15 protein-coding genes are annotated in these 12,304 nt (G+C 67.4%); all 15 read left to right on the plus strand.

Features of this window, described 5'->3' with window-relative positions:
- Positions 1 to 41: 41 nt before the first annotated feature.
- The 15 genes from R0D99_RS06335 to R0D99_RS06405 all read left to right on the plus strand — a co-directional run bounded on the left by R0D99_RS06335 (position 42) and on the right by R0D99_RS06405 (position 12,290).
- A complete protein-coding gene (locus tag R0D99_RS06335) occupies positions 42 to 692 on the plus strand; it encodes a MucB/RseB C-terminal domain-containing protein (protein WP_317750532.1) in 651 nt (216 codons plus the stop codon).
- A gap of 65 nt (positions 693 to 757) precedes the next feature.
- The gene (locus R0D99_RS06340) at positions 758 to 2,245 is read left to right on the plus strand and encodes a DegQ family serine endoprotease (RefSeq protein ID WP_317750534.1); all 1,488 of its coding nucleotides are present in this window, start codon (positions 758 to 760) and stop codon (positions 2,243 to 2,245) included.
- Between the two features lie 476 nt (positions 2,246 to 2,721).
- On the plus strand, positions 2,722 to 4,530 hold the full coding sequence (lepA, locus tag R0D99_RS06345) for a translation elongation factor 4 (protein WP_317750535.1): 1,809 nt from the start codon (positions 2,722 to 2,724) through the stop codon (positions 4,528 to 4,530).
- The gene (lepB, locus tag R0D99_RS06350) at positions 4,530 to 5,498 is read left to right on the plus strand and encodes a signal peptidase I (RefSeq protein ID WP_317750536.1); all 969 of its coding nucleotides are present in this window, start codon (positions 4,530 to 4,532) and stop codon (positions 5,496 to 5,498) included. Before lepA ends, lepB begins: the two co-directional genes overlap by 1 nt.
- A gap of 28 nt (positions 5,499 to 5,526) precedes the next feature.
- Positions 5,527 to 5,892 (plus strand): DUF4845 domain-containing protein, encoded by a 366-nt coding sequence (locus R0D99_RS06355; protein WP_317750537.1) that lies wholly within the window; start codon positions 5,527 to 5,529, stop codon positions 5,890 to 5,892.
- Positions 5,893 to 5,917: 25 nt separating this feature from the next.
- Positions 5,918 to 6,610 carry a ribonuclease III gene (rnc, locus tag R0D99_RS06360; RefSeq protein ID WP_416365978.1) on the plus strand — a complete coding sequence of 231 codons (693 nt, stop codon included), beginning with the start codon at positions 5,918 to 5,920 and terminating at the stop codon, positions 6,608 to 6,610.
- A complete protein-coding gene (era, locus tag R0D99_RS06365; protein WP_317750538.1) occupies positions 6,607 to 7,590 on the plus strand; it encodes a GTPase Era in 984 nt (327 codons plus the stop codon). The genes rnc and era overlap by 4 nt, the downstream gene beginning before the upstream one ends.
- A 12-nt stretch (positions 7,591 to 7,602) precedes the next feature.
- On the plus strand, positions 7,603 to 8,034 hold the full coding sequence (locus tag R0D99_RS06370; protein WP_317750540.1) for a pyrimidine dimer DNA glycosylase/endonuclease V: 432 nt from the start codon (positions 7,603 to 7,605) through the stop codon (positions 8,032 to 8,034).
- On the plus strand, positions 8,031 to 8,792 hold the full coding sequence (recO, locus tag R0D99_RS06375) for a DNA repair protein RecO (RefSeq protein ID WP_317750541.1): 762 nt from the start codon (positions 8,031 to 8,033) through the stop codon (positions 8,790 to 8,792). The genes R0D99_RS06370 and recO overlap by 4 nt, the downstream gene beginning before the upstream one ends.
- Before the next feature lie 52 nt (positions 8,793 to 8,844).
- Positions 8,845 to 9,603 carry a pyridoxine 5'-phosphate synthase gene (locus R0D99_RS06380; RefSeq protein ID WP_317750542.1) on the plus strand — a complete coding sequence of 253 codons (759 nt, stop codon included), beginning with the start codon at positions 8,845 to 8,847 and terminating at the stop codon, positions 9,601 to 9,603.
- A gap of 59 nt (positions 9,604 to 9,662) precedes the next feature.
- Complete coding sequence (acpS, locus tag R0D99_RS06385; protein ID WP_317750544.1) at positions 9,663 to 10,064, plus strand: holo-ACP synthase; 402 nt, start codon at positions 9,663 to 9,665, stop codon at positions 10,062 to 10,064.
- Positions 10,065 to 10,102: 38 nt separating this feature from the next.
- Positions 10,103 to 10,333: an AbrB/MazE/SpoVT family DNA-binding domain-containing protein gene (locus R0D99_RS06390; RefSeq protein WP_317750545.1), complete on the plus strand. Its 231-nt coding sequence runs from the start codon at positions 10,103 to 10,105 to the stop codon at positions 10,331 to 10,333.
- Positions 10,334 to 10,348: 15 nt separating this feature from the next.
- Positions 10,349 to 10,759, plus strand: coding sequence for a PIN domain-containing protein (locus tag R0D99_RS06395; RefSeq protein WP_317750546.1), 411 nt, complete (start codon positions 10,349 to 10,351; stop codon positions 10,757 to 10,759).
- A 6-nt stretch (positions 10,760 to 10,765) separates the two neighbouring features.
- Complete coding sequence (gene nagZ, locus R0D99_RS06400; protein ID WP_317750547.1) at positions 10,766 to 11,821, plus strand: beta-N-acetylhexosaminidase; 1,056 nt, start codon at positions 10,766 to 10,768, stop codon at positions 11,819 to 11,821.
- A 70-nt stretch (positions 11,822 to 11,891) separates the two neighbouring features.
- On the plus strand, positions 11,892 to 12,290 hold the full coding sequence (locus R0D99_RS06405; protein WP_317750548.1) for a hypothetical protein: 399 nt from the start codon (positions 11,892 to 11,894) through the stop codon (positions 12,288 to 12,290).
- Positions 12,291 to 12,304 lie beyond the last annotated feature (14 nt).

Genomic DNA, 12,304 nt, shown 5'->3' on the forward strand with positions numbered 1-12,304 from the left:
ATCGCGCGTCGTCCGCATGGACCAGGGCGAAACGGGGGGGCGTGTTCCCGAACCTGCTCAACAACGGCCAGGGCTTCAAGACGGCCGACTACTACGCCGCCAACGAAGTGGGCCAGGGCCGTGTGGCTGGTTTCGATGCCGACATTGTCGTGCTGCAGCCGCGCGACGACTGGCGCTTTGGCTATCGAATCTGGAGCGAGAAGCGCACCGGACTGGTCGTCAAGACGCAGACGCTCGATGCCAGCGGCCACGTGCTGGAGCAGGCCGCGTTCTCTGAATTGCAGCTCAACGCGCCGGTGCAGGCCGACAAGCTGCGCCAGATGATGGGCAGCACCGAAGGCTACCGCGTCACCAAGGCCGAGCGCGTGCGCACCACGCCCGAAGCGGAAGGCTGGCGGCTGAAGGCTGGCGTGCCGGGCTTCCAGCCGCAGAGCTGCTATCGGCGCCCGGTGTCGCCGGTCACTTCGGTGGTGCAGTGGGTGTTTTCGGATGGCTTGGCGACCGTGTCGCTGTTCATGCAGCCCTTTGAGCGCGAGCGCCATGACCGCGAAGGCTTGGCCGTGCTGGGCGCCACCCACACCATGACGCGGCGCGTGGCCGACCGCGGGGGCGACTGGTGGGTCACGGCGGTGGGCGAAGTGCCGCCGGCCACGCTGAAAGCTTTCTTGCAGGGTATCGAACGCCGCCCCTGATGCGGCATGGGCTGCCATGCGGTGCCGGTCACCGCAGGCGGCACAAGACAAGAACGGGACTACGCATGTTGAAAATGAAGAACCTGGGCGCGGCCGTGTTGATCGCGCCATTGCTCACCCTGGGCTCGCTGGCCGTGCCGACGCAGGCCGTGGCGCAGTCGGCGGTGCCGGTCGCGCCTTCGGTGCGCGGCCTGCCTGACTTCACCGACCTGGTCGATCAGGTCAGCCCCGCGGTGGTGAATATCCGCACCATGGAGCGCGTGCGCAGTGCCGGTTCGCGTGGCGGTGGCGGAGACGACGAGATGCAGGAACTGCTGCGCCGCTTCTTTGGCATCCCCATGCCCAACACCCCGCGCCAGCCTGGGCCGCGCCAGGCGCCGCAGGAGCCGTCCGAACGCGAGGCGCCGCGCGGCGTCGGCTCGGGCTTCCTGATTTCGCCCGACGGCTTCGTGATGACCAATGCCCACGTGGTCGACGGCGCGGACGAGGTGCTGGTCACGCTGACCGACAAGCGCGAATTCAAGGCCCGCATCGTGGGTGCCGACAAGCGCACCGACGTGGCGGTGGTCAAGATCGAGGCCACGGGCCTGCCCTCGGTGCGCATGGGCGACGTCAATCGTCTGCGCGTGGGTGAATGGGTGATGGCGATCGGCTCGCCGTTCGGGCTCGAAAACACGGTCACGGCCGGCATCGTCAGCGCCAAGCAGCGCGACACCGGCGAATACCTGCCCTTCATCCAGACCGACGTCGCCGTCAACCCCGGCAACTCCGGCGGCCCGCTGATCAACATGCGCGGCGAAGTCGTGGGCATCAACAGCCAGATCTATTCGCGTTCGGGTGGCTTCATGGGCATATCGTTTGCCATTCCCATCGACGAAGCCATCCGCGTGAGCGAGCAACTGCGCGCCTCGGGCAAGGTCACGCGCGGGCGCATCGGCGTGCAAATCGCCGAAGTCACGCGCGAAGTGGCCGAATCCATCGGCCTGGCCAAGGCGCAGGGCGCGCTGGTGCGCAGCGTCGAAAGCGGCTCGCCCGCCGAGAAGGCAGGCGTCGAAGCGGGCGACATCATCACGCGCTTCGAGGGCCGGCCCATCGACAAGGCATCGGACCTGCCCCGCATGGTGGGCAACACCAAGCCCGGCTCGCGCAGCGCGATCACCGTGTACCGTCGCGGCCAGCCGCGCGACCTGACCATCACCGTGGCAGAGCTGGAGCCCGAACAGGTGGCGCGCCGTCCGGCCGCGCGTGGCAGCGACGCGCCCAAGTCGGCCGGTGCCGCGCAGGCCATGGGCATCACGGTGAACGAACTGACCGACGCGCAAAAGCGTGAGATGAAGGTCAAGCGCGGCGTGCGCGTCGAGGCCGCGGCAGACGCCGCCGCGCGCGCCGGCCTGCGCGAAGGCGACGTGATCCTGTCGGTGGGCAACGCCGAGGTCGGCAACGTGCGCGAGTTCGAAGCCGCCGTGGCGAAGGCCGACCGCAGCAAGACGATCAACATGCTGGTGCAGCGCGGCGAGCTCGTGCAGTACGTGCTGATTCGCCCGACGCGTTGAGCGGCGGCCGGCCCGAAAGACCCCATGGGCTCATCGGATTTACGGGCTTTTTCGCGACACCGGGGCTTGGCTTGGCGGTGGCATCACTGCCAGTTGAGCCGGGGGCCCCGGCACTCCACATACGCGATTGGATAGAATTCGGGGAGTAAACAGGGGTTGGAATGAATATGGGGCCGGCAATCCACCACGATGTGGCACGCCAGCGGGTCATCCACCGGCAGTCCACAGCCCCTGCACGACTTGTCCCAACGTTGTCCCAAAATTCTTGTTGATAATCTGTTGATAATTTTCCGTTGCGGCGCCGCAACGACGATGCGGTGGCGTATGCGAGAGTTCGGCCGGGGCGTTTTTGCCTACAATGAAGTCCCAACTATCGCAGTTGCCATAGATTGTTGGTTGAGGGCGCGTCATATCTCTGACGCGCCCTTTTTTCGTGTGGGCCGTTCGGTAATTCAATTACTTGCCTTGGTTCGTTGATGGATCACATCAGAAATTTTTCAATCATTGCGCACATCGACCATGGCAAGTCCACGCTCGCTGATCGCCTCATCGCGCGCTGCGGCGGCCTGTCCGATCGCGAGATGAGCGAGCAGGTGCTCGACTCGATGGACATCGAGAAGGAGCGGGGGATAACCATCAAGGCGCAGACCGCCGCGCTGCAATACACGGCGCGCGACGGGCAGGTCTACAACCTCAACCTGATCGACACGCCCGGCCACGTCGACTTCTCGTACGAGGTCTCGCGATCGCTGTCGGCGTGCGAAGGCGCGCTGCTGGTGGTCGATGCCTCGCAAGGCGTCGAAGCGCAGACCGTCGCCAACTGCTACACCGCGCTCGACCTTGGCGTCGAGGTGCTGCCCGTGCTCAACAAGATGGATCTGCCGCAGGCCGACCCCGAGAGCGCCAAGGCCGAGGTCGAGGACGTGATCGGCATCGATGCCAGCGAAGCGATCGCCATTTCGGCCAAGACAGGCATGGGCATCGACGACGTGCTGGAGCAGATCGTGGCCAAGGTGCCGCCGCCGCGCGGCCAGCCCGACGCGCCGCTGCGCGCCATGATCATCGACAGCTGGTTCGACGCCTACGTGGGCGTCGTGATGCTGGTGCGCGTGGTCGACGGCCAGCTGAAGAAGGGCGAACGTTTCAAGATGATGGCCACCGGCGCCGCCTACGAGGCGAACAATCTGGGCGTCTTCACGCCAGCGCAGCAGCCGCGCGAGGCGCTGCAGGCGGGCGAGGTGGGCTACATCATCGCCGGCATCAAGGAGCTGAAGGCCGCCAAGGTGGGTGACACCATCACGCTGGAAAAGAAGCTGCCCAACAACCTGGGGCCGGCCGAGCAGGCGCTGCCGGGCTTCAAGGAGATCCAGCCGCAGGTGTTTGCCGGCCTGTACCCGACCGAGGCCAACCAGTACGACCAGTTGCGCGACAGCCTGGAGAAGCTGCAGCTCAACGACGCGTCGCTGCACTTCGAACCTGAGGTCAGCCAGGCGCTGGGTTTCGGCTTCCGCTGCGGCTTCCTGGGCCTGTTGCACATGGAGATCGTGCAGGAGCGTCTGGAGCGCGAATTCGACCAGGACCTGATCACCACCGCGCCCAGCGTGGTGTATGAGGTCGAGAAGGCCGACGGCGAAGTGATCATGGTCGAGAACCCGTCCAAGATGCCCGACCAGGGCAAGATCGAGGAGATCCGCGAGCCGATCGTCACCGTGCACCTGTACATGCCGCAGGACTACGTCGGCCCCGTGATGACCTTGGCCAACCAGAAGCGCGGCGTGCAGCTGAACATGGCCTACCACGGCCGGCAGGTGATGCTGACCTACGAGCTGCCGCTGGGCGAGATCGTGCTGGACTTCTTCGACAAGCTGAAGTCGGTCAGCCGCGGCTATGCGTCGATGGACTACGAGTTCAAGGAATACCGGCCGTCCGACGTGGTCAAGGTCGACATCCTGCTCAACGGCGAAAAGGTCGACGCGCTGTCCATCATCGTGCACCGCAGCCAGGCGCAGTACCGCGGCCGTGCGGTGGCGGCCAAGATGCGCGAGATCATCAGCCGCCAGCAGTTCGACGTTGCGATCCAGGCGGCCATCGGGGCCGCCATCATCGCGCGCGAGAACATCAAGGCGCTGCGCAAGAACGTGCTGGCAAAATGTTACGGTGGTGACATCTCCCGAAAACGCAAGCTATTGGAAAAGCAGAAAGCAGGCAAGAAGCGCATGAAGCAGATCGGTTCGGTCGAGGTGCCACAGGAGGCTTTCCTGGCCATCCTGCAGGTGGAGGATTGATGCCGTTTCTGACCGCGATCATTCTGGCCGCCTTCTTGGGCTACGGCACCGCGTGGTACATGGGCGCCATCGAAGGCAACTTCGCGCTGCTGCTGTTCATGGCGGTGGTCGTCACGGGCATCTACTGGCTGGCCGAGCAGTTCGTCTTTCTGCCGCGCCGCCGCGCCGCCGCCGCCGCGCTGCAGGCCCAGGCCGACCAGCGCCGCACCGACCTGGCCGCACAGGGCATCACCCAGGTCGACCAGGGCGACCTGGACGGCGCGCGCGCCAAGGTGCTGGCGCAGCCCTGGTGGCTGGACTGGACGGCCGGCCTGTTTCCGGTGATCCTGGTGGTGTTTCTGCTGCGTTCGTTTGTGTTCGAGCCGTTCAAGATCCCGTCCGGCTCGATGATCCCGACCCTGCTGGTGGGCGATCTGATCCTGGTGAACAAATTCACCTACGGCCTGAAGCTGCCGGTGATCAACACGCGCGTCACCGACGGCAAGCCGGTGCAGCGGGGTGACGTGGTAGTGTTCCGCTACCCGCCGCAGCCCAGCGTGGACTACATCAAGCGCGTGGTCGGTCTGCCGGGCGACGAAGTGGCCTACCTGAACAAGCAGCTGAAGATCAACGGCCAGCCCGTGGCGACGGCGCCGGCGTCCGATTTTTTCGACGAATCGACGATGGAATACTTCAAGCAGTTCGACGAGCAGCTGGGCGCCCGGAACCACCGCATCATCGTGGACGAGCGCCGGCCTGCCTTTGTTCCCGGTGCGTACGACTTCCGCCAGAAGGACAACTGCCGCTACAGCGTCGAGGGTGTCACCTGCAAGGTGCCCGAGGGCAGCTATTTCGTCATGGGCGACAACCGCGACAATTCACTCGATTCGCGCTTCTGGGGCTTCGTGCCCGACGGCAACATCGTCGGCAAGGCGTTCTTCATCTGGATGAATTTCGGCGACCTCAAGCGCATCGGCGCCTTTCACTGATTTCGTGTCCAACCAGCGGGTATTCATCATGTCTTCCCCTCCGTCGTCACAACGCGGCATTTCCTTCCTTGGGCTGCTGTTCCTGGGCGTGGTGCTGGCGCTCCTGGCCATCGTGGTGGCGCGCGTGGTGCCCACCGCGACCGAATACATGGCCATCCACAAGGCCGTGAAGAAGGCCGCGGCCGAAGGCGGCACGGTGCCCGCGGTGCGCGCGGCGTTCGACCGCACGGCTTCGGTGGACTACATCACGTCCATCACCGGCAAGGACCTGGACGTGACCAAGCAGGGCGACAAGGTCGTCGTCAACTTCGCCTACGACAAGGAAATCCCGCTGGCGGGGCCGGCCTATCTGCTGCTGAAATACCGCGGTTCGTCGGCGGGTGGCTACAACTGACCCAGGTTCGCGCACGGGCCGCGCCGTGAAGGCCGCGCCCGACCCCCTGCAGGCGCTGCAAGCACGCCTGCAGCACCGCTTTGCCGACCCCGCACTGCTGCAGCGCGCGCTCACCCACCGCAGTTTTTCGGCCGACCACAACGAGCGGCTTGAATTTCTGGGCGATTCGGTGCTGGGCCTGGGCGTCGCGCACATGCTCTACCAGGCCCTGGGCAGCGGCGCCGAAGGCGACCTGTCGCGCCTGCGCGCCCAACTGGTGCGGCAGGACAGCCTGCATCGGCTGGCGCTCGACCTGGGCCTGCCCGCGCTGCTGCGGCTGGGCGACGGTGAAATGCGCTCGGGCGGCGAGCGCCGGCCGTCGATTCTGGCCGACGCGCTGGAAGCCATCATCGGCGCCGTGTACCTGGACGGCGGCCACGCCGTGGCCGACGCTTTGGTGCGCCGCCTGTTCGAGCAGGTCGAAATTTCCCCCGCCATGTCGGCCGCCGCCAAGGACGCCAAGACCGCCTTGCAGGAATGGCTGCAGGGGCGCAAGATGGCGCTGCCGGCCTACGAAGTGATGCGTGTGCTGGGCGCGGCCCACCGGCAGACCTTCGAGGTCCGGTGCCGGGTGGCCGAAAAAGGCCTGGAAGCCCTGGGGCAGGGCGCGTCGCGCCGCGCCGCCGAACAGGCCGCCGCCACCGCCATGCTGCAATTGCTGCAACGCACCGGAACATGAATACTCCTGAAAACATAGCTGAAGATGATGACACGCCTGCGCCTGCAGCCAATCAAGCGGAGGGCGGGCCGGCACAGCGCTGCGGCCTGATCGCCATCGTCGGCAAGCCCAACGTGGGCAAGTCCACGCTGCTCAACGCCCTGGTGGGGCAGAAGATCAGCATCACCAGCCGCAAGGCGCAGACCACGCGCCACCGCATCACCGGCATTCGCACATTGGTGAATGACGAAGGCGGCGGCACGCAGTTCGTGTTTGTCGACACGCCCGGCTTCCAGACCCGGCATTCGGCGGCGCTGAACAAGTCGCTCAACAAGACCGTGCTGGGCGCCATCGACGGCGTCGACCTGATCCTGTTCGTGGTCGAGGCGGGCAGCTTCACGCTGGGCGACGCCAAGGTGCTGTCGCTGCTCAAGCCCGGTACGCCGGCGATCCTGGTGGCCAACAAGCTCGACACCGTGCACCGGCGCAACGAGGTCGCGCCCTGGCTGCGCGACATGCAGCAGCGCCACCCGTTTGACGAATTCGTGCCCATGTCGGCCAAGAACCCCCGGGACGTGCAGCGGCTGCTGTCGATCTGCGAGCGTTACCTGCCCGTGCAGCCCTGGTGGTACAGCGAGGACGAGCTGACCGACCGCAGCGAGAAATTCCTGGCCAGCGAGGTGGTGCGCGAAAAGCTGTTCCGCCTGACGGGCGACGAGCTTCCCTACACCTCGACCGTCGTCGTCGACAAGTTCGACGAGGAAAAAAGCCGCGCGCACGGCCGCATGGTGCGCATTGCCGCCACCATCATCGTCGAGCGCGACGGCCACAAGGCCATGGTCATCGGCGAAAAAGGCGAACGCCTCAAGCGCATCGGCACCGAGGCGCGGCAAGAGCTGGAAAAGCTGATGGACTGCAAGGTCTTCCTCGAGTTGTGGGTGAAGGTGCGCAGCGGCTGGGCCGACGACGAGGCGCGCGTGCGCAGCTTCGGCTACGAATAGCGGTGTGCGCCGATGCGCCTCTGGACATTGCATCCGCGCCACCTCGACCCGCAGGGCCTGGTGGCCTTGTGGCGCGAAGGCCTGCTGGCCCAGGCCGTGCTGGCCGGCCGCACGCGCGGCTACACGCACCATCCGCAACTGCAGCGCTTTGCCGCGCACGCCACCCCGCTCGATGCATTGGGCGCCTACCTGAGCGCAGTGCAGGCCGAGGCGCAATCGCGCGGTTATCGCTTTGACGCTGCCAAGATCGACCGGCCCGGTGCCCGTGTCGCGCCCATCACGGCCACCCACGGCCAGCTCGCGCACGAATGGCAGCACCTGGGCCAGAAACTGGCGGCGCGCAACCCGGACTGGCACGCCCACTGGGTGGCGGCCGCGCAGCCCAGCGCGCACCCGCTGTTCACGCCGGTGGCGGGCGGCATCGAACCCTGGGAGCGCGTGTGAAGCGCGTCGTCCACGAGCCCGCCTACATCCTTCACCACTACGACTGGAGCGAATCCAGCGTCATCGTCGAAGCCTTTTCACGCGCCCACGGCCGCGTGGCGCTGGTGGCCAAGGGCGCCAAGCGGCCGTCGTCCAACTTCCGGCCCGTGCTGCTGCCGCTGCAGCCCCTGCTGCTCAACTGGGGTGGCGATGCCGAAATTCGCACCCTCAAAAGCGCCGAATGGGGCGGCGGCCAGGTCATGCCGACCGGCGACGCGCTGCTGTCGGGCTACTACGCCAACGAACTGCTGATGCGCCTGCTGGCGCGCGAGGACGCGCACCCGCGCCTGTTTGACGCCTACGCCGCGCTGGTGCACGTGCTGGCGACGGACACCGCCGAGCCGCTGGTGGCGGCCGCGCTGCGCGCCTTCGAGCTGCTGCTGCTGCGTGAAGCCGGCCATCTGCCCGCGCTGGGCGTGCAAACCCTGACCTTTGCGCCGCTCGATGCCGACGCACCCTACCGCCTGGTGGCCGAAGGCGGCCTGCGCGCCGCCCACGACGACGACAGCGCCTGGCTGCCCGGCGCACGCTGGCAGGCGCTGGCGCGCGCGCTGGACGACGAAGCCCCCTTCACCACCACCCTGCGCGAAGTCGCGCAGATGCCGCCCGACGCGCGCGTGTCCCTGCGCCAGCAGCTGCGCGAACTGCTCCACTACCATTGCGGCGTGGGCACGCTGCGCACGCGGCAGATGATGCTGGACCTGCAGGCCCTGACCTGATGCCGCGCCGCCGTGCCGCATGGCAGCGCGATCCCGGCGCCAAAGGACACCGATGAACCCGACTCACCTTTCGGTCAACGTCAACAAGGTTGCGCTGGTGCGCAACACCCGCCACCTGGGCATTCCCAGCGTCGTGCGCGCAGCCGAAGCCTGCCTGCAGGCCGGTGCGCACGGCATCACCGTACACCCGCGCCCCGACCAGCGCCACGTCCGCCCGCAGGACGTGCACGACCTGGCCGCGCTGATGCGCCGCTGGCCCGGCCGCGAATACAACATCGAAGGCAACCCGACGCAGAACCTGATGGCCTTCATCCGCGACGTGCGCCCCGCGCAGGCCACCTTCGTGCCCGACGCCGAAGACCAATTCACCAGCGACCACGGCTGGGACCTGGCCAGCCCCGGCGTGGCCGAGCGCCTGCGTCCGCTGATCGACGAGTGCCGCCAACTGGGCGTCCGCGTCAGCCTGTTCATGGACGCCGAGCCGCACGCCATGGCCGCCGCCCGCGCCCTGGGCGCCGACCGCGTCGAGCTGTACACCGAGCCCTGGGCCGCCGCCTGGGGCACGCCCGATGAAGCCGTGCAACTGCAGCGCTTCGCCGCCGCCGCCCGCGCCGCGCAGGGCGCCGGCCTGGGCGTCAACGCCGGCCACGATCTGAACCGAGACAACCTCACGCCCTTTCTGCGCGGCGTGCCGGGCGTTGCCGAAGTCAGCATTGGCCACGCGTTGATCGCCGACGCGCTGGACATGGGTTACGACGCCACCGTGCGCGACTACCTGCGCTGCATCGACGAGGCGTTCGATTGCTCCTGAATTGATAGCTGCTTGCGGTTTATGGACAAGCGCCAGCGGCTGATTTGGCTTGACATCCCATGATCCACGGTATCGGCACCGACATCTGCGACATCCGCCGCATCCGCGCCAGCCTGGAGCGGCACGGTGATCGCTTCGCGCAGAAGATCCTGAGCGAGGGCGAACTCACCGTCTGGCGCCGCCGCAGCAGGCGCTGGCCCGAACGCGGCGTGCGCTACCTGGCCACGCGCTTTTCGGCCAAGGAGGCGTTCAGCAAGGCCATCGGGCTGGGCATGCGCCTGCCGATGCACTGGCGCCTGTGCGAAATCGCCAACCGCCCCAGCGGCGAGCCGATGATCGTGCTGCACGGCGGCTTGAAGGACTGGTTTGACGCGCAGGGCCTGACGGCGCACATCACCGTGACGGACGAGAGTGAATACGCGGCCAGTTTCTGTGTGGTCGAGCGCATGGATATACGATAATCAATGTATATCCAACAAGCCGTGAAAGGGGGTTCGCCATGCAAGTCGCCAAATGGGGCAACAGCCTGGCCGTGCGTCTGCCGGCGGCTGTGGTACAGGCGCTGGAACTGAGCGAGGGCGATGAGATCCAGATCGTGGTGGCCGACGAGCGTCTGCTGGGCGTGACGCGCAAGCCTTCGCGCCAGGCGTTGCTGGCCAGGCTGCGGCAGTTTCGTGGCCAGTTGCCGGCCGATTTCCTGTTTGACCGGGACGCTGCCAACGTCCGTTGAAGGCGTCCGCGGACCATGGTTTTCTTCGATACCAACGTCTTGCTTTACCTGCTCTCGGCCGACGAGGCCAAGGCCGATGCGGCGGAACGCGCGCTGGGGCAGGGCGGCTGCATCAGCGTGCAGGTGTTGAATGAGCTGACCAACGTGTGCCGGCGCAAGCTGGACATGCCTTGGTCGCGCCTGCACGCCTGGCTGGCTGGCGTGCTCGCACTGCTGGAGCCGGTGCGTGGCCTGGATGCCCAGACCCACGCCATCGCCTGTGCCGTGGCCGAGCGCCACGGCATCGCCTTTTACGACAGCCTGATCGTGGCCGCCGCGCTGCAGGCCGGTTGTGACACCCTCTGCAGCGAAGACATGCACCACGGCCTGCTGGTGCGCCATGGCGATGCCAAGGTGCGCATCGTCAACCCTTTTCTTGCCCTCTGAATCACCATGCAGCACGCCCCCCTTTTCATCGACATTGCCGGCACCACGCTGACCGACGACGACCGACGGCGCCTGGCGCATCCGCTGGTCGGCGGCCTGACGCTGTTCGGGCGCAACTGGCACAACCGCGCGCAGCTGACGGCACTGTGCGCCGACATCAAGCGGCTGCGGCCCGACCTGCTGATCTGCGTCGACCACGAAGGCGGGCGCGTGCAGCGCTTTCGCACCGACGGCTTCACGCACCTGCCGCCGATGCGTGCGCTGGGCGCGCTGTGGATGCAGGACGCCATGCGCGCGCAGGAGGCGGCCAGCGCCTGCGGCTACGTGCTGGGTGCCGAACTGCGCGCCTGCGGGGTCGACTTCAGCTTTACCCCCGTGCTGGACCTGGACTGGGGCCCCAGCACCGTCATCGGCGACCGCGCCTTCCATGCCGACCCGCGCGTGGTGGCGGTGCTCGCGCGGTGCGTGATGCAGGGGCTGCTGCGCGCCGGCATGCGCAACTGCGGCAAGCACTTTCCGGGGCATGGCTTTGTCGCCGCCGATTCGCACACCGACCTGCCGCGCGATGCGCGGGGGCTCAAGACGATTCTGGCCGACGACGCCGCGCCCTACGGTTGGCTCGGCACCGTGATGGACGCGGTGATGGTGGCGCACGTCGTCTACCCCAAGGTCGATGCGCGGCCCGCGGGCTATTCGGCGCGCTGGCTGCAGGCGGTGCTGCGCGGGCGCATCGGCTTTGGCGGGGCAGTGTTCACCGACGACCTGAGCATGGCGGCGGCGCGCCACATCGAAGGCCGCACCGTCGGGCTGGACGAAGCCGTGCTGGCCGCGCTGGGCGCGGGCTGCGACGTGGCGCTGGTGTGCAACCAGTCGCTCGATGGCGGGCGTGTGCTCGATGACGTTATCGACGCGCTGGCGCGCGCGCAGGTCACCGGCGCCTGGACGCCCGCCGCCGCCAGCGAGGCCCGGCGCCTGGCGCTGCTGCCCGCGCACGACGCGCCGGATTGGGATACGCTCATGCGCTCGCCCGATTACCTGCGCGCACTGGCGTTGGTGCCCTGACCGGCGCGTTCGCGTGGGTCACCGACTTGAACTTTCGCCGCTCCACGCCATCTGACGGAACATGAACGGAATGTCTTACCGCCCACTGCCGCCTCCCCATCCCGTCGCCAGCGGCGCCGACGGTCTGGTCGCGCGCGTGCTGGGCGCGCTGGTGTGGCTCACGCTGGCCGCCATGGGCGCGGTGTTCGCCGTCAGCCTGCTGGTCTGGCTGGCGGTGATGGTGGTGGTCAGCCTGGTGGCTTCGGTGTTCACCGGCAAGCCGGCGGCCGTCACGCTGCTGTGGCGCCGCTACCGCGAAATGACGCGCCAGATGGGCGCGCGCTGGCCGCAACGCGCCGAAACCGCCACGCCACGTGCCGATGCCGCCAGCGCCACGGGCGCCGCCAGCGAGCAGTCGCCCGTGGTCGACGTGGCCTGGCGAGACGTGCGCCCCGTGCCGTCCGACAGCCCGGCCGCACCGCGCCCCTGACGCGCAACATACAT

This window comes from Ottowia sp. SB7-C50 (assembly GCF_033110285.1).
Classification (GTDB): Bacteria; Pseudomonadota; Gammaproteobacteria; order Burkholderiales; family Burkholderiaceae_C; genus Ottowia.